This window comes from Phenylobacterium terrae, from assembly GCF_042681205.1.
Taxonomy (GTDB): domain Bacteria; phylum Pseudomonadota; class Alphaproteobacteria; order Caulobacterales; family Caulobacteraceae; genus Phenylobacterium; species Phenylobacterium terrae.
The window spans coordinates 216647-232430 of the sequence record NZ_JBHUEY010000012.1 but is presented as its reverse complement, the minus strand read 5'-3'; the positions used below and the strand labels follow the sequence as shown (position 1 = coordinate 232430).

At 67.1% G+C, this 15784-nt stretch carries 16 protein-coding genes; 3 read left to right on the top strand and 13 right to left on the bottom strand.

Going from position 1 to position 15784, the window contains the following annotated elements; all coding sequences use genetic code 11:
- The first annotated feature begins 227 nt into the window (after positions 1-227).
- Complete coding sequence (locus ACFSC0_RS20690; RefSeq protein WP_377283401.1) at positions 228-806, top strand: GNAT family N-acetyltransferase; 579 nt, start codon at positions 228-230, stop codon at positions 804-806.
- A 144-nt stretch (positions 807-950) separates the two neighbouring features.
- Here ACFSC0_RS20690 and ACFSC0_RS20685 read toward each other — a convergent pair whose 3' ends face one another.
- The 3 genes from ACFSC0_RS20685 to ACFSC0_RS20675 all read right to left on the bottom strand — a co-directional run bounded on the left by ACFSC0_RS20685 (position 951) and on the right by ACFSC0_RS20675 (position 2914).
- Positions 951-1424 carry a hypothetical protein gene (locus ACFSC0_RS20685; RefSeq protein WP_377283400.1) on the bottom strand — a complete coding sequence of 158 codons (474 nt, stop codon included), beginning with the start codon at positions 1422-1424 and terminating at the stop codon, positions 951-953.
- 100 nt (positions 1425-1524) lie between these two features.
- Positions 1525-2385, bottom strand: a complete 861-nt coding sequence (locus ACFSC0_RS20680; RefSeq protein ID WP_377283399.1) for a 50S ribosomal protein L11 methyltransferase — start codon at positions 2383-2385, stop codon at positions 1525-1527.
- Positions 2386-2425: 40 nt separating this feature from the next.
- Complete coding sequence (locus ACFSC0_RS20675; protein WP_377283398.1) at positions 2426-2914, bottom strand: hypothetical protein; 489 nt, start codon at positions 2912-2914, stop codon at positions 2426-2428.
- 94 nt (positions 2915-3008) lie between these two features.
- On the opposite strand from ACFSC0_RS20675, the gene ACFSC0_RS20670 reads away from it, so the two are divergent.
- On the top strand, positions 3009-3605 hold the full coding sequence (locus tag ACFSC0_RS20670) for a DUF7662 domain-containing protein (protein WP_377283397.1): 597 nt from the start codon (positions 3009-3011) through the stop codon (positions 3603-3605).
- 92 nt (positions 3606-3697) lie between these two features.
- Here ACFSC0_RS20670 and ACFSC0_RS20665 read toward each other — a convergent pair whose 3' ends face one another.
- Entirely contained in the window at positions 3698-4195 is a 498-nt protein-coding gene (locus ACFSC0_RS20665; protein ID WP_377355259.1) for a hypothetical protein, read from the bottom strand.
- A 125-nt stretch (positions 4196-4320) separates the two neighbouring features.
- Positions 4321-6654, bottom strand: coding sequence for a DUF3553 domain-containing protein (locus ACFSC0_RS20660; RefSeq protein ID WP_377283395.1), 2334 nt, complete (start codon positions 6652-6654; stop codon positions 4321-4323).
- Positions 6655-6727: 73 nt separating this feature from the next.
- Here ACFSC0_RS20660 and ACFSC0_RS20655 point away from each other — a divergent pair, with 73 nt between their 5' ends.
- Complete coding sequence (locus tag ACFSC0_RS20655) at positions 6728-8308, top strand: recombinase family protein (protein ID WP_377283394.1); 1581 nt, start codon at positions 6728-6730, stop codon at positions 8306-8308.
- 386 nt (positions 8309-8694) lie between these two features.
- Here ACFSC0_RS20655 and ACFSC0_RS20650 read toward each other — a convergent pair whose 3' ends face one another.
- The 8 genes from ACFSC0_RS20650 to ACFSC0_RS20615 form a co-directional block, all read right to left on the bottom strand.
- A complete protein-coding gene (locus ACFSC0_RS20650) occupies positions 8695-9354 on the bottom strand; it encodes a hypothetical protein (RefSeq protein WP_377283393.1) in 660 nt (219 codons plus the stop codon).
- 52 nt (positions 9355-9406) lie between these two features.
- Positions 9407-9616: a hypothetical protein gene (locus ACFSC0_RS20645; RefSeq protein WP_377283392.1), complete on the bottom strand. Its 210-nt coding sequence runs from the start codon at positions 9614-9616 to the stop codon at positions 9407-9409.
- A gap of 1 nt (position 9617) precedes the next feature.
- Positions 9618-10121 carry a hypothetical protein gene (locus ACFSC0_RS20640; RefSeq protein ID WP_377283391.1) on the bottom strand — a complete coding sequence of 168 codons (504 nt, stop codon included), beginning with the start codon at positions 10119-10121 and terminating at the stop codon, positions 9618-9620.
- An 8-nt stretch (positions 10122-10129) separates the two neighbouring features.
- On the bottom strand, positions 10130-10390 hold the full coding sequence (locus tag ACFSC0_RS20635; RefSeq protein WP_377283390.1) for a hypothetical protein: 261 nt from the start codon (positions 10388-10390) through the stop codon (positions 10130-10132).
- Positions 10391-10573: 183 nt separating this feature from the next.
- Positions 10574-10969 (bottom strand): hypothetical protein, encoded by a 396-nt coding sequence (locus ACFSC0_RS20630; RefSeq protein WP_377283389.1) that lies wholly within the window; start codon positions 10967-10969, stop codon positions 10574-10576.
- 10 nt (positions 10970-10979) lie between these two features.
- The gene (locus ACFSC0_RS20625) at positions 10980-11291 is read right to left on the bottom strand and encodes a hypothetical protein (RefSeq protein ID WP_377283388.1); all 312 of its coding nucleotides are present in this window, start codon (positions 11289-11291) and stop codon (positions 10980-10982) included.
- Positions 11291-11596: a phage fiber-tail adaptor protein gene (locus tag ACFSC0_RS20620; RefSeq protein WP_377283387.1), complete on the bottom strand. Its 306-nt coding sequence runs from the start codon at positions 11594-11596 to the stop codon at positions 11291-11293. Before ACFSC0_RS20620 ends, ACFSC0_RS20625 begins: the two co-directional genes overlap by 1 nt.
- Before the next feature lie 37 nt (positions 11597-11633).
- Entirely contained in the window at positions 11634-15779 is a 4146-nt protein-coding gene (locus ACFSC0_RS20615) for a beta strand repeat-containing protein (RefSeq protein ID WP_377283386.1), read from the bottom strand.
- Positions 15780-15784: the final 5 nt, after the last annotated feature.

Below are 15784 nucleotides of genomic sequence, written 5' to 3'. Positions count from 1 at the left end.
CACGGCGGGCGGCAAAGGGCCGATCAGCTTGGCTTTGGCGATAACCGTGGTATGAGCGGCCCCATGTTCGCCCGCGCTGCGCAAGCTTCGTGCAATTCCAACGGTCCCGGCCGGGGCTGTTGCGTGCGCGTGCGTTAAGGCTCGCGACGAACAGGCCCCGCCTTCCGGACGGGGTCTGAAGCGAACGACGCGCCCCTCCGAAGGCTTCAAACCCCGGAGAGGCTCCCATGACCACCGACATTCCGCCCGCGCCCGTCCCGCCGTTCCGCACGGAGCGGCTGATCCTGCGCGATTTCCGCGAGGACGACTTCGACGACATCCACGCCTACGCCGTCGACCCGGACGTGGTCCGCTATATGGACTGGGGCCCGAACACCCCCGAGGTGACCCGGGAGTATCTGGGGCGCGCCCTGGCGGGGCAGGCCGAGCGGCCGCCGCACGCGGTCAACGTCGCCGTCGAGTTGGCGGCCGAGGGCCGGGTGATCGGCTCCATGCGGCTGGAGGTGAAGGATGCGGCCAACCGAACGGCGGACATCGGCTACTCCATCCACCGGCCCTACTGGGGCCAGGGGCTGGTCGCCGAGGGCGCCCGCCGGCTGCTGGCGATCGCCTTCGAGGACATGAAGCTGCACCGGGTCTGGGCCACCTGCGATGCGCGCAACCGCGGCTCCTGGCGGGTGATGGAGAAGCTCGGCATGCGCCGCGAGGGGGTGCTGAAGAAGGCGAACCTGCGCCGCGACGGCTGGCAGGACACGCTGCTGTACGCCGTGCTGGCGGAGGAGTGGGCGGGGTTGCCCAATGGTTGAACCGCCAAGACCACCAAGCGGATGAAGGGGCTCAGTCGCCGCCGCGACTTCTCATCGCGCCGTGGCGGGACAGCACAGGCCCCTTGGCGGTCTTGGTGGTCGACCCAACCTTTCTTGCTCCCCCAGCGGGGAAGCCTCTTTTGCCTACTCCACCGGCTCGTCGGGGACGGTGACGCTGACTTCGGCGGCGGCGTCGCGGGCGGCGTCGGAGACGTTGGCGGCGGCGGCCTGGGCTTCCTCGGCCGCCTGGCGGCTCGCGGCGGCGGCGTTGGCGGCGGCCTGTTCGGTGGCGCGGGCCATGCTGTCGGTCGCGTTGCGCGAGGCGTCCTGGGCGGCGATCGCGGCCGACTGGGCCTGGGCCGCGGCAAGGTCGGTCATCGCCTCTGCGCGGCCGGCCTCGCGGGCGGCTTCGATGTCGGCGACCTGCTGCTGGTTGGTGTTGAACAACCAGATCAGGCCGACCACGGCGACGATGGCCACCAGGGCGGCCAGCCACCAGGCGGCGGTGTTGTTCTCGCGGATGACATGGACCGGGCCCGCTTCGCGCACCTCTTCGCGCTGCACATAGGCCGGGTCCCCGCGGACCTCGCGCTCCACGGTGCGCTCATTGTTGGGCATGTCGACGTCCTTCGGTTGCGGCGGCGCCGAAGGCCGCCCGTTGCACCGCACCGAACGCGAGTCTTTCATTTGAGGTTCCGGCGCGCGCCGGACGCAAGCCCTAGAGGCGCTGCACGACCAGGGTCGCCCAGGCGTCGCGGTGCAGGCGCGAGCGCAGCCGGTACCCCTTCGAGAGGTAGGCCGCCAGCACCCGCCGCTCCTGCGAGCGGAGCAGGCCAGAGAGGATGGCCAGGCCTCCGGGCTTCAGCGCCCCGTGGATGTCGCGGGCCAGCATGATCAGCGGTCCGGCCAGGATGTTGGCGAAGACGAGGTCGTAGGGGGCCTGGGCCCGCACCTGCGGGTGGCCAAGGCCGGAGGCGTGAACGAACCTCGCATCGGCCCGGTTGAGGGCGGCGTTCTCGCGGGCGATCCGCACCGAGACGCGGTCGATGTCGGTGCCGACCACCGCCTTGGAGCCGGTGCGCGCGGCCGCAATGCCGAGAACGCCGGTGCCGCATCCCACGTCCAGCACCCGCTCGAACCGGCGCGCCTTCAGGAGGGCGTCGTAAGCCAGCAGGCAGCCGACGGTGGTGCCGTGGTGGCCGGTGCCGAAGGCGGCGCCGGCCTCGATTCGCAGATTGACGGTGCTGGGCGGCGCGCGGCCGCGGTCGTGGGCGCCGTAGACGAAGAAGCGGCCGGCCCGCACCGGCGGCAGGCCCGACAGCGCCATCGCCAGCCAGTCGGCGTCGGCCAGCGCCTCGGTCGAGACCTTCAGGCCGAAGGGGGCGAGGGCGGCCTGCAGGGCCTCGGCTTCCTCGTCCGACGTCGGATAGGCGTCGATGCGCCAGACGCCGCGATCCTCGTCCTCCTCCAGGATGGAGTAGGTGGCGCCTTCCAGGGCCGGGTCGGAATCGATGGCCACGGCGGCCGCCTCGGCCTGGTCGCGAGGTCCACGGGCGATGATCTGCAGGGCCTGGTCCATGGCGCCCGTCTAGAGGCGTCCGGCGCGAAAGGCGAGAGGGTCAGGCCCCCGGCGGGTAGGCGTCCTCGACCGGCGGCTCCGGCGGCGGGGGGACTCCCACGCCGGCCAGCACGTCCCCTTCGAGCGAGGGCATGCGCGGCGCCGGCCTGTCCTCCAGGTCGGCGAGCTCGTAGGGCGGTGGGGCGGCGTAGTCGGCCGGCGGCAGGTCCTCTTCGTAGGCGTAGTGGTCGTAGTCGTAGGTCGGCGGCTCGTAGGCGACCACGTCGGGGTAGGCCGGCGGGCGCAGCCAGTCGGTGCCGATGACGTAGTCCGGGGTCGGCCCGCTCCAGGACGCGAAATCGGCCTCGCTGTAGCCATCGCGGTAGACGCGCGCGCCCGAGACCCCGGCCAGCATCTGCGGCCCGTCGGGGCCGGCGATCTCGCGAAGCGTCGGTTTCATCGCCCCGCCGAGCAGCAGGCCCGCGGCGCTGGCGGCGGCGATCCCCTGGTAGAGCATCCTTAACGGCGACGCAGCATCTTCGGCGGTCATGGCCGCTAAGCGCCGCAGCGGCGGTTTGGTTCAGGCTTGCCGGAGCGTCCGGCCGGGTTGAAGCTTTCGGCGCGGAGCGGGAGAGGGAACAATCATGAGCAAATACCAGGGCCTGTCCGACCACCTGGCCGGTCAGAAGGGCAATGAGTGGCGCGGCGGCTTCGACGAGGTCGAAAAGCTGCTCGGGGCGCCGCTGCCCAAGACCGCCCGCAGCGGCGTCGCCTGGTGGGCGAACGACCCGGCCAAGGCCCAGTCCAAGGCCTGGCTCGGCGCCGGCTGGCAGGTGATGGACGTCGACACGAAGGCCGGGACGGTCACCTTCCTGAAGGCCGACGCGGCCAAGCCCGCGCGGAAGAAGGCGCCGGCCAAGGCTGCGGCCGCGAAGGCCGCCGCGCCCAAGGCCGAGGCGAAGCCGGCTCCCAAAGCCAAGGCGGCTCCGACGGCCGCCGCCAAGGCGCCCGCCAAGCCCAAGGCCGCTCCCAAGCCGAAGGCCGCGCCCGCGCCTGAACCCGCACCGGCCGCCGAAGCTGCGCCGCAGGCCCAGCCCTTCGCCGCCAAGCCGGCCTCGGACGAACCCGACTTCCTCCAGCGCCTGCCCGGCGGCAACAAGACCGCCGTCGCGGGCGGCATCGCCGCCGCCGTTCTCGGCGTCGGCGCGCTGATCGCCCGGGCGTTCCTTAGGAAGAAGTGATCCTGGGGCTGGGTGACAGGTAGGCCTTCGGCCCACCGGTCACTTCGCCCATGAGGCCGGTTGCGCCCTCCAGAGGACAGGCTGACGCGGGCCTAGAACAGCTTCTCGTACGCGGACGCCGACACCAGTCCTGCGTAATAGTTGACGAAGTGAGGCAGGAGCGGATCCTCCGCGACAGGTGTCCAACCCGCCAGGACATAAAGCCCCATAAAGAGCATCGGGCGGAGATCATCTTCCTTTGGGGGCGATTCCGAGTCGCCCGCGAGCACGTACGCCTCGGCCGCCTGTCGCTGCTTTGCGCTCAGAGCAAGCCAGTGGCTGTCGAGCGTGGTCTCATCGAGGCCAGCGAGCGTCTTCAGGCGGGCCGCCGCAGCTTTCTTCAACGCTATCCCGCCAGCGGCGGCGGTAAGGTAGGTGAACGTCTCGTCAGTGATCTCATGACCGCAAGCGGTGGCGGCGCGCTCGAACTCTTCGTCGGGAGGAGGAGCATCCTCGTCACGCAACGATCCGTCGGGCTTGTAGATGCTGAACGCCCAATCGCGGCTAGACTGAGACAGGTTGTCCCAAATGCACGTCGCGCTGCCCGCCATCGCTGGGGCAGGGAGAGACGTTACGGCCAATGCGGCCCACAGCGCCAAGCGTCGGATCATGAACGCCCCCCGTTGATCGGGAACAATCATGGAACATCGGGGCGCTGCTGTCTAGCTTGCGCCCCTCACGCCTTCTCCACGAAGCTGTCGATGACCTTCTTCTCGCCGGCCTTCTCGAAGTTCACGGTCAGCTTGTTGCCTTCGATGGCGGTGACCTGGCCGTAGCCGAACTTGACGTGGAAGACGCGGTCGCCGCGCGAATAGGCGCTGGCGGCGGGCTCTGAGACGGCGACCAGGCGGCCTTCGCCTTCGATGACCTGCTGGCGGCCCGGATGGCTGCCCTTGTAGTTGCTGGCCTGAGCGCGCCGCCAGCCCGGCGAGGAGTAGCCGGCGCCGAAGGAGGGGCTTTCGTCCCAGCGGCTGCCGTGCTGCTGCATGCCCGGGCCGCCGCCGTAGTAGCCGGTCTCGGACGAGGCCTCGACGTTGGCCAGCGGCAGCTCGTCGACGAAGCGGGAGGGCATCTGGCTGGTCCAGCGGCCGTAGACCTGGCGGTTGGCGGCGAAGGAGACGCGGGCCTCCTCGCGCGCCCGGGTGAGGCCCACGTAGGCCAGGCGCCGCTCCTCTTCGAGGCCCTTTTCGCCGGTCTCGTCGATGCTGCGCTGGGACGGGAAGACGCCTTCCTCCCAGCCGGGCAGGAAGACCAGCGGAAACTCCAACCCCTTGGCCTGGTGCAGGGTCATGATCTGCACCCGGTCGTCGCCGCTCTCGCGGTCGAGGTCGAGGACCAGGGCCACGTGCTCGAGGAAGGCCTCCAGGGTCTCGTATTGGCTCATCGCACCCACGAGCTCCTTCAGGTTCTCCAGCCGCGTCTGGGCCTGCGGACTGCGGTCGAGGCGCAGGGCGTCGGTGTAGCCGCTCTCCTCCAGCACCGTCTCCATCAGCCGGGCGTGGTGCAGCCGGCCGGCTTCCGCCCGCCAGCGGTCGAGGTCGCGCAGGAAGTTGGAGAGCGAGGTGCGGGTGCGGGCGGCCAGCTCGTCGGTGCGCACGATCTCGCGGGCCGCGGTGCTGCCGGAGACGCCGTTCACCCGCGCGACCTGCAGCAGCTTCTGGACGGTGGTCTCGCCGATCCCGCGCTTGGGCGTGTTGACGATCCGCTCGAAGGCCAAGTCGTCGTCCGGCGAGTAGATCAGCCGCAGGTAGGCCACCGCGTCGCGGATCTCGGCCCGCTCGAAGAAGCGGGGGCCGCCGATCACCACGTAAGGGATCTGCAACAGGATGAAGCGGTCTTCGAACGCCCGCATCTGGAACGAGGCGCGCACCAGGATGGCCATGTCGCGGTAGCGGCGGCCGGCCTTCTTGGCCCGCTCGATCTCGTCGGCGATCAGCCGGCTCTCGGCCTCGCCGTCCCAGACGCCGCGGACGATGACCTTCTCGCCGCCCTCGGCCTCGGTCCACAGGGTCTTTCCCAGGCGGGACTTGTTGGAGGCGATCAGGCCCGAGGCGGCGGCCAGGATGTGGCTGGTGGAGCGGTAGTTGCGTTCCAGCCGGATGACCTTGGCGCCCGGGAAGTCGCGCTCGAAGCGCAGGATGTTGTCCACTTCGGCGCCCCGCCAGCCGTAGATCGACTGGTCGTCGTCGCCGACGCAGCAGACGTTCTGGCGCTTCTGGGCCAGCAGCCGCAGCCACAGGTACTGGGCGACGTTGGTGTCCTGGTACTCGTCCACCAGCAGGTAGCGGAACCGGTCGTGGTACTCGGCCAGCACGTCCGGCGAGCTCGTGAAGATGGTCAGGTTGTGCAGCAGCAGGTCGCCGAAGTCGCAGGCGTTCAGGATCCGCAGCCGCTCCTGGTAGAGGCGGTAGAGGGCCTGGCCGCGGCCGTTCGCGAACTGGGCGTTCTCGGAGGCGGGCAGGCGGTCGGGCGTCCAGCCGCGGTTCTTCCAGTGGTCGATCAGGCCGGCCAGCGCCTTGGGCGGCCAGCGCTTGGCGTCGACGTTCTCGGCCTCGAGCACCTGCTTGAGCAGCCGCTCCTGATCGTCGGTGTCGAGGATGGTGTAGTTGGACTTCAGCCCCACCAGTTCGGCGTGCCGGCGCAGGATCTGCGCGGCGATCGAGTGGAAGGTGCCCAGCCAGCGCAGCCCCTCGGCCTGCGGCCCGATGATCGCCGTGATCCGCTCGCGCATTTCGCGCGCGGCCTTGTTGGTGAAGGTGACGACCAAGAGCTCCCACGGCCGCGCCTTGCCGGTCGCCAGGATGTGCGCCAGCCGCGTGGTCAGCACCCGCGTCTTGCCGGTGCCCGCGCCCGCCAGCACCAGCACCGGGCCTTCCGTCGCCTCCACGGCCGCCCGCTGCTCCGGGTTGAGGCCGTCCAGGTAGTCGGGTTCGGCGCCGCGCACGCGCGCCAGATCGCTCACGCGCGGGCCGCCGGAAGCGGGGACGGGGTACGAGTCGGACGGAGGCATCAGAACAGTTGAAACTACCAAAACACCAAAACCGCAATTGTTGACGGTTCGGCGATCCATGAGAGGGTTGGGAATGGCGCGAGCTTGGAGTTACCGGAGACTCTCCACCGCAGGTCAAGGCGATGGCCATGGCGAAGAGCGGCAGATCGAAGCGGCGGAACGGTATGCGGCCGAAAACGGATTGGTTCTCCAACCGCCGTTTCGAGATATCGGTCTATCGGCGTTCCGAGGCAAGCACCGGAAGAAAGGCGATCTCGCCAAATTCCTCGCCATGGTCGAGAGCGGCGTCGTCACGGCGGGAGACCACTTCCTCGTCGAAAACACCGACCGCCTGAGCCGCGAACAGCCGACGTTCGCCCTTCACGTTTTCACCACGATCATCAACGCCGGGATCATCCTCGTCATCACGGACCGGGGCGACGTCTACAGTCTGGAGACGTTGCGGAAGGAACCCACGAAGCTCTTCCACTACGTCATGGAGGTCATTCGCGGGAACGCCGAATCCAGCCGCAAAGGAGAGATGGTTTCGAAGTCGTGGGCGAGCCGGAAGGAACGCATTCGCGCCGGTGAGAAACTCGGCGGGCGGGCGCCTCGCTGGCTGACGTGGAACAAAGAGAAGGGTGATTGGGAGCGTCGGCAAGACCGGATCGACGTCGCGAACCGCATCCTGAGGGAATTCGACGCCGGATTCGGCGGACTTCAGATCGCCCGGCGGCTCAACGATGATGGCGTTGAGGCTTTCCAGAACGGTGACGGATGGCATCACGCGCTCGTAGTCCGGCTGGCGCAGAACCGGGCGCTGATCGGCGAGTATCAGCCCGTGAAGGTGGACGAGAACGGCAAGCGCGAACTCGACGGCGATCCGATCCCTGACCGCTACCCGTGCGTGGTCGATCCCGCCCTCTTCTACCGTGTGCAGGAGCGCATCGCCCTACGCTCGAAGGGCGGTCAGAAGGGTGGGGGAAACCACGGGGTCCATTTCTCCAACCTCTTCACCGGGATCGCTCGTTGCGGGTCCTGCGGCGGGAAGATGTCCTACGTGGACAAGCGGGGCCGCAATATCCCCTTCCTCAAGTGCGCCAACGCGCATCGGGGTCATCGCTGCGACAACGCCCGGCGGTTCCTCTACCCCGACCTCGAAAAGACGGTCCTGCGCCACGTCATCGAGATCGACTTGAGCCGTGAGCCTGAACCGGCCGATGTCGAACTCAGCCTCATGCGGGGTCGCCGCGACGACATCGAGCGCCGGATCGAGAACCTACTCGATCAGATGGAGAGGGCGACGGCCGGGCGTTCGGCTCAGAAGCGCCTCAGCGCCTTGGAAGCGCAACTCGACGAGTTGGACACCCGGATCAGGGAGTTGGACCGGGTGGCGGTGAGAACGCCGCTGGAGGGCCACAGGGAGCGCGTGGAAGCCCTTTGGGCGCAGATGGCGGCGATGACCGGTCCTGACCTCTACGCGCTGCGCTCCCGGCTCTGCGTGGCTCTGCGGGCCATCGTGGACGCCGTTTCGTTCGACGAGGATGGCGATGTCATCCTTCACCTCGTGAGCGGCCGAACTTGGTATTGCGTGACCGACGGCGGTATGGACCGGACCGAAATGCGCAACCGCGGCGGAAGGGACTACTTCGCCATCGAAGAGGTGGTCGCGTAGGGGATCGCGGAATAAGGGCGGGTGCTGGGGGCGGCGTTCAAGGTCCGGACGCGCATGCCCGCAATCACCCCCGAAATCCTCATCGCCCCTCGGCCTCGTCATCGGGGCCGTCGCGCCGCGCCCGGTTAACAGGTGGCTAAGGAACCTGTGGCTGTGCGGTTGGGAGCCTCTTGACCCGAATCGCGCGAGCGGGTCTGATTCTTTTGGGTAAACGAAACCAGCAACAGACACCCACACGGATTTGAAAGTGGGAGTCTGCCTCGTTGGAACACCTTCACTCCATTCTCATGGGTATCGCTGCCGTGATCGTCGCGATCTCGGGGCTCGTGTGGAACATCAGACGGAAGCCCTAGGCGATGGCCAACCGGGCAACCGGGCAGCGACTCTCAACTGGCCAACAGGGCATCGGCGAGCTTGCGCTGATCCGGCTTGAGCTTCGCGAGATCGACGGGATGGGCAATGTGGGGGTCTCCGTGCTTGCCCGCGCCCGTGAGCCTGATGAGCCCGAGCGCCCGCAGACGCCGCAGGGCGTTCTTCACGCTGCTCAAACTGATCTCGCCGCTGATGAAGTTCTGGCCTTCCCTGCGCCCTCCGAGCGCCCTGCCGATGTCTTCGGCTCCGGCGGCGCCATGTTGCTGGAGATGCCGGTAGACGAGGGCGTTGGCCGTGTTGAGGCCGCTCACGGGACCGGGCTTGAGCCGTTTCTCCAAGCGGGCGATCTTGCTCTTCAGCCGGATGACTTCGACGTCCCTCGCGGCGAGTTCCCGCCGCATTTCTTCGAGCGACGCCTTCATGCCCTCGTAGGAGTTATAGACCGGCGGGGGCGGGATCGGAGTGTCGAAGGGGTTCGCGACCCGGCTCACCCGCAAGTTCTCGAACGACAGGTTCTCGTCTTCGAGTCTCTTCCTCAGAAGCCGCAGGTGGCTCCGAACCTCGCTGTCACTCATCGCGGGGTCGGTGGCGCTGCGGACGTGTAGGGCGATCCATTCTTCGAGAGATCGGGATTTGGACATCAGGGCGCTCTCCTGCGCCGTGATGCCGATCACCCGTCTCGCAGGTCTAGGATGACTCAGGATTGAGGATTGTCAGCAAAAAGCGTCAGGGAGTGCGGTCGCCCAACGCGCCCGTCCCCTTGCGCCAGCCCTTGCCACGGAAGTGGCTCGTATCGAGCCGGTGGCGGGCGATGTAGGTCTTGAGCACGGCGTAGTAGTAGCCGGTGGCGGGCAGCCCGAGACGGCGCAGAACCCCCGCATAGCTGACGGAGTCGCGAACCGCTTCTGCGACCTTCTCGGGCTTCGTGAGCGGCATCTCAGATGCGCTCTTTCGGTTCGGTGGAAGCCGCTCTTGGTTCAAGTGGCGCCCGCCCACACGCGGCCAAAACCCGACTTACCGGTGAATTGTCGCCGGTCAGATCGAACTCGCGAGTGACCGTTGTCCCGTCGTAAGATTTGGCTCGGATTGCGACCTTGCGCCCGCCGTTCAGGCCAGTGACGAAACGCAACGCTTCTTCTCCTGAGGCCAACGCAGTTCTCTTCGTTCGAAACCACCGACGCTCGTGAATGACCCCGTCATCGAAGCGATAAACGAGCGGGCCGTAGTCTCGTGACGACAGGTATTTGGGCGCGGTGAAAAGGACGCCGAGCGTCCGACCTTCCGAGCACATCACTGTCAGGTCCGCGTCTTCCGTTTTCAGGATCGCTCCCGAGGTGAGCGTGTCGTCAATGGGGTCGCGCTCCTCATGGTAGGACCAATCGGCCGCGTGAGCGGATGACGCGACCAGGGCGAGGGCGGTAGCAGCGATTAGTCTCTTCATGATGTTCCTCAGTCGAGTAGCAGCCAGTGGGCGCGTTCGAAGCGCTCCACCTCGTCGGCATTGCGAAACCACAGGATCACGGGCGCGCCGGGGAACAGCCCGGTCTCGATGACGACGGGTGGCGTGACGTCGTTGCACCGACACCAGACGGCGGGGGCATAGGCGAGGACCCAATCGACGCCGCGCTTGAAGGCGAAGTCGCTGAGGACGTCGGCGGGTATCGGCACGCAATAACTCTCAGTCGGATTGATACGTTTTACTTGGTTCATTTCGCTCCCCTGAAGGTGGGGCGGCGCCACGAGGCAAGACGCCGCCCCTTTGTCAGGGCAGTAAGGCTGGTAGAGCTACCCCAACGCCACAAAGCTGACCACATCTCGCAGCTACGTCAACAGGTTCGACGCAGCTTCGTAAAGATTCAACTGAGCGATGAACTTCTCTATAGGTAAGGGTTACTAATAGAGATCGCGATTTCGACTATAGGAGTCGGGCTCAAACGATTCAAAAGACTCGAATTCGTCGGGATCGCGCCTGCGGAGGCGCGCGATACGTTCTCGGCCGCGGGTGAAAGCCGCCGCGCCCAAAATTGTGCCGAACGCGACGTGGAACAGACCGTTCTCGCCGAGCGTCAGGGGCTCCCATCGGCGCTCGTCACGCAGGAGTTGGAGAACCGGGACCTGAGCGTCAGGCGGCATCCGGCTGACGAGATCGACCAGGGCAGCGTTGGTCGGGCGCTCGTGGACGACCTCGTAGAAGACCGGCATCCCGACGAAGTCGAACACGCAGATGAAGAGGTAGGTGTAGGCCGCAATGTGCCGCCAACGTTCGAGGATCGCGGATTTGCGGGCCATGGCCCGGTATTTACGGGATGGGCAGTTTGATGAGTTGCAGGATGGCGGCGCCGACACCCGTGAGGCAGAGCCCGCAGAGCCCGTAAACGACCAAGCGGATCGGCGTGAACTGATCTTTCGTCACGCGATCTTCGAGTTCCTTCTGCACGAGGTCGAAGCGCATGTCCTGATTGCCGCGCTCATGCCGGAGGCGCGCGTAGACGTCGTCTTCCACCCGGTCGATCCGGTTCTCCATGTTGGAGAGTTTCTCCAAGATCAGCGCATGGACGGAGTCCAGCTTGGCGCCCAGGACGGCGAGTTCGGTTTTGACGTCGGTGTCCATCAGGGCTGTTCCACCGCGATCTCGAACGTTCGGTTCCAGACCTGACCGGAAGCACCCTCGAACCGCAGGGTCACGTAGTAGGAGCGACCGGCCGTGCCGCTCGAAAGGATCGTGGTGCATCGTGTCCCGCTGATGCTTGTCGGGCCAACGACGAGGTCGCCCGGAAGTCCTGTGTCGGCGAAGACGGAATCTTGCCATTCAGCCGACGCCAGAGTGTCGGTGGCTTGGGCGAGTATCCGCTTCGTGTCGAACCACACGGCGGCAACGTCATTGGGATGTTTCGGGTCAAAAGTCGTCGAGATCAAAGCGGTCTCCGGATGATCCTTTATTTACCCAGAGGGGTCAGAGAACGTGGCCGCGCTTGTCCGCCTTCAGAACGTGGCCGCGTCGCGGTGCGCGGAGTTCGTGGCTGCGTTTGTCTGGTTTCAGGACGTGCTCATACGCGCGGATGGGGTCAACGCCCGGATTGATCACGAACGTCTCGGGTTCGTAGCCCGTGATCGTCAGTGAGCCTGTGCCGGGCGCAGCGCTGACATCCACGGACGTGGACGGCGCGAAGCCCGTGATGGCGATCTCGCCCGTGCCCGGCTCGGCCGTCGCACCCGCGGCGACGTCGGGCGCATATCCCTCGATGACGAGTTGGCCGGTTGCGGGCGTGGCCTCGTAGCTAACCGAGACGTCGGGCGCGAAGCCCGTGATCGTCATCGAGCCGGTTGCGGGCTGAGCCTCAACCGAGACCGACACCGCAGGCGCATACCCCTCGATGTCCAGTTGGCCAGTGCCGGGCAGAGCCGTGGGCGACGCCGTGTAGTCGATGGTCGGCGCATACCCGGTGAAGCTCAGGCTGCCTGTGCCGGGATAAGCCACGGTCGAAGCCGCAGCCTCGATCATGTAGCCGGACAGGGTCAGGCTGCCCGTGCCGGGCGTGGCCTCAGCGCTGGCGCTCACCGTGGGGGCATAACCCGTAATGACGATGGAACCCGCAGCCGGAGCCGCCACGATCTCAGCCGAGATCGTTGGCGCATAACCGGTCAGTGTCAGGCTACCCGTGCCGGGCAGGGCGGTGGCGTCCACGCTTGGCGACGGCGCATAGCCGGTGATCGTGAGGCTGCCGGTCGCAGGAGTGGCTTCGAAGTTGCCGTTCGCCGCCGCCGTAGGCGCATAGCCGGTGAGCGTCAGAGCGCCGGTCGCCGGTTCGGCCGCAACGGAGGTGGACGTCGTCGGCGCATAGCCGGTGATGACCATCGACCCCGCGGCCGGTTCGGCATTGACCGAAGCGCTCACCACAGGCGTCTGACCCGCGATGGTCAGGGAGCCAGCACCCGGCGCCGCGGAGACGCTCGAAGAGACGCTCGGCGCATAGCCGGTGATCGTCAGAGCGCCGGTGGCGGGCAGCGCGGTGAAGTTGTCAGCCTCTTCGATCAGAGGCGCGTAGCCCGTGATGACGAGCGCGCCAGTTCCCGGCTCAGCCGTGAAGCTGCGGGTTGCAGCCGTCGTCGGCGCATACCCGGTGATCGTCAGACTGCCGGTCGCAGGAGTGGCTTCGTAGCTCTTCGTGGCGGTCGCCGTGGGCGCATAGCCGGTGATCGTCAGACTGCCCGTGCCGGGCAGCGCGGTCATGTTGCCGTTCGCATCCGCAGTCGGTGCGTATCCGGTGATCGTGAGGCTGCCGGTAGAGGGCAGGGCGTTGGCGCTCGCCGAGACGGTCGGGACCTGACCGGTGATCGACAGCGCGCCCGCGGCCGGTGCAGCCGTGAAATTCGCCGTCGCGGAGATCGTCGGTGCATAACCGGTCAGCGTCAGAGAGCCGGTCGCAGGGGTGGCATCGTAGCTCTGCGTCGCCGACGTCGTAGGCGCATACCCGGTGATCGTCAGTGATCCGGTTCCCGGTTCCGCAGTGGCGTTGATGACGACGGAGGCGGTCGCTGTAGGCGCATACCCGGTCAGCGTCAGAGCGCCGGTGGCCGGTTCGGCGGTGAAGCTGCGGGTCGCGCTCGTAGTCGGCGCATAGCCGGTGATCGTAAGGCTGCCGGTTCCCGGCTCTGCGGTCGCGTCACCGCCCGACCCGGCTTCGACCACCATGCTGTAGTAGATCGTCAGGGCGAAGCTATCGACGTGAGCCGTGCTGCTCGTGCCGTTCGTCACGGTCATGGCGACGCTCGCGGTCGCTCCGCCGCCCGATGATGGGGCGGGGGTCAAGCCGAGGAGATTACCCGAGCCGCCGTAGGTCGCATCCGTGAGGGTCGTTGGCCAGAACGACCCCGACGCCAATGAGGCGGTCGTCGCGCCATTGAAGGTCAGGGTGAGGTTCGCGTCGTTCGACTTGTTCGTGGCTGTAGACCGGCGCCGGATCGTCAGCGCCAGACCGGTGATCGTGGCCTCTTCGGGGAGATCGACTGTGCCCACCGGAAGCGGGGCGTTCAGGAACCGCGAGGTCGCTGAGTTCTTCGTGCTCGTGTTCTGGAACGTCGCCGTCGCGCCGTCGGTCGCCGTGACGTTGGTCGGGTTGCTCCAGTTCGTGCCGCTGCCCGACGTGCTCGCCGTGGAGGGATAGACCACGAGCGTGCCGTTGAACGTGCCGGGATCGGGTTCCGCGATCAGAACGCCAGCCGCGCTCGCCGCAACGGCGCCGCCGCTCGTCGTGGCGGTGACCTCAGCGGTGATCGTCTGCCCGCCCATGGCAGGGTTGCTGATGTAGAAACTCGAAGTCGTGCGACCGGTGACCTCAACTCCGTCCAAGAACCACTTGTAAGTGTAGGTCGGGGTCGCGCCTCCGGTGCTCCACGTGCCGGTCGAGACGGTGAGCGTCTGTCCGAGCGCCGCCGTGCCGCTGATGACAGGCGCGACGGTGTTGGATGGCGCCGGGTAGCTCGCGGTGACCGAAGAGGACGTGGCGTTCGTGCTCCCGTAGGAGTTCGTCGCCGTGACGCGGACAGTGATCGATTGACCATCATCGGCAGCTTGGAGCGTGTAGGTGGAGGACGTCGCACCGCTGATGTTCGAGGCGCCACGACGCCACTGATAGGCGTAAGAGGTCGGCGAGTTCGTCCACGAACCTGTGCTCGCCGTCAGGGTCTCGCCGATGTTGGGCGTGCCGCTGATCGTCGGGAGTGATGTGTTTTCCGGCAGGAAGTTGGTGACGACATCTGTGTAATCGGTCCAAGCCGCCGCGGATGCTCCACCTGAGTTGGTCGCCGTAACAGAGACACGGAGGCGTTTGCCGGTGTCGGCGGCACTGACTACGTAGGTGTCGGTTGTGGACGAACTTGACCCGTTCGAGAAATTAGCCTCGCCGGTGAAGTCCGAATTGTAGCGATACCAAGCGTAATTGTAGGAGTTGGGCGAATTGGACCATGTGCCCGCGCTCACCGTTAGTGTCGCTCCCACGGTGGCCGTGCCCGAAAGCGAGGGCGGCGCGGTGTTCGACGGCACGGGGATCGCCTCGATGTCCATGTAGTCGGACCACACAGCCGACGATTGCCCGCCCGCGTTCGTCGCTCTGACGGCGACCGCGATCTGACCGCCGTTATCAGCGGTCGTGATTGTGTAGGTCGAAACGCCGTCGCCCGAAGTGCGCGGTGATGCTGTCGATCCAGAGTTCGCGCGGTAATACCAAGTGTAGTGGTAGGACGTCGGCGAGTCCGTCCACGTGCCGGGGTTCGCGGTGAGGGTGGACCCCACCGTGTTGGTCCCGCTGATCGTGGGAACGGACGTGTTCGTAGGCGGGGGCGGCAGCGTGTAGGTGATGCGGATTTGGCCACGCGCGCCTTGGCCTCCTGTCTGAGAGGAGCCACCACCGCCGCCACCAGGGGCGCCACCGTTGCCGCCAGTATAGGTGGTCAGGGACGTCTCTACTGCGCCGCCGCCGCCGCCGCCGCCGCCGTTGGCGTTCGACGTTCCGTCTTGTCCCTGCGCCGAAGCCCAGGTCCCGCCGCCCGCGCCGCCAGCGCCAGCGCCAGGAGATGAACCGCCTGCGCCACCGTTGTAGACGCCATTAGAAACAGCGGCGCTGTTAGCGCCATTGCCGCCATCGCCGCTCGGCGACGCACTCGCGCCGCCGCCGCCGCCAGCCATGTAGGAGCCCTGACCGGTGTTGCCGACGCCGCCGTTGCCGCCGCTGTATTTGAGGTCGCCGATCCCGGCTGAAGCCTGCCCGCCTACGCTCGTGGCGCCGCCAGAATTAGTGACAGACCCGCCCTTGGCCGCGACGTTCGCGCTCGCGAAGCTCGCGTGACCAAACCACGTGTCACCACCCGCAACGCCCACTGCGCCGCCTGCGCCGATGCTGTAGGGCAGGGACGCTCCGGGCGTGACGGTGAAGGTCGCCTTCGAGTAGGCGCCACCGCCGCCGCCGCCCGAGACGTCGAAGGTGCTAGACGTGTAGGCTTCGCCCGCTCCAGCGCCCCAGCACTCGACTTCGAGGGACGTCACGCCTGCGGGAACTGACCACGTTCCCGTGCCCGTGGTGGTGATGAGAACCGTCGCCATCCCGC

Excerpts from the sequence above, each read along its gene's own strand:
- ACFSC0_RS20690 (WP_377283401.1), top strand. The coding sequence starts at position 228 with ATGACCACCGACATTCCGCCCGCGCCCGTCCCGCCGTTCCGCACGGAG.
- ACFSC0_RS20685 (WP_377283400.1), bottom strand. The coding sequence starts at position 1,424 with ATGCCCAACAATGAGCGCACCGTGGAGCGCGAGGTCCGCGGGGACCCG.
- ACFSC0_RS20680 (WP_377283399.1), bottom strand. The coding sequence starts at position 2,385 with ATGGACCAGGCCCTGCAGATCATCGCCCGTGGACCTCGCGACCAGGCC.
- ACFSC0_RS20675 (WP_377283398.1), bottom strand. The coding sequence starts at position 2,914 with ATGACCGCCGAAGATGCTGCGTCGCCGTTAAGGATGCTCTACCAGGGG.
- ACFSC0_RS20670 (WP_377283397.1), top strand. The coding sequence starts at position 3,009 with ATGAGCAAATACCAGGGCCTGTCCGACCACCTGGCCGGTCAGAAGGGC.
- ACFSC0_RS20665 (WP_377355259.1), bottom strand. The coding sequence starts at position 4,195 with ATGGCGGGCAGCGCGACGTGCATTTGGGACAACCTGTCTCAGTCTAGC.
- ACFSC0_RS20660 (WP_377283395.1), bottom strand. The coding sequence starts at position 6,654 with ATGCCTCCGTCCGACTCGTACCCCGTCCCCGCTTCCGGCGGCCCGCGC.
- ACFSC0_RS20655 (WP_377283394.1), top strand. The coding sequence starts at position 6,728 with ATGGCGCGAGCTTGGAGTTACCGGAGACTCTCCACCGCAGGTCAAGGC.
- ACFSC0_RS20645 (WP_377283392.1), bottom strand. The coding sequence starts at position 9,616 with ATGCCGCTCACGAAGCCCGAGAAGGTCGCAGAAGCGGTTCGCGACTCC.
- ACFSC0_RS20640 (WP_377283391.1), bottom strand. The coding sequence starts at position 10,121 with ATGAAGAGACTAATCGCTGCTACCGCCCTCGCCCTGGTCGCGTCATCC.
- ACFSC0_RS20635 (WP_377283390.1), bottom strand. The coding sequence starts at position 10,390 with ATGAACCAAGTAAAACGTATCAATCCGACTGAGAGTTATTGCGTGCCG.
- ACFSC0_RS20630 (WP_377283389.1), bottom strand. The coding sequence starts at position 10,969 with ATGGCCCGCAAATCCGCGATCCTCGAACGTTGGCGGCACATTGCGGCC.
- ACFSC0_RS20625 (WP_377283388.1), bottom strand. The coding sequence starts at position 11,291 with ATGGACACCGACGTCAAAACCGAACTCGCCGTCCTGGGCGCCAAGCTG.
- ACFSC0_RS20615 (WP_377283386.1), bottom strand. The coding sequence starts at position 15,779 with ATGGCGACGGTTCTCATCACCACCACGGGCACGGGAACGTGGTCAGTT.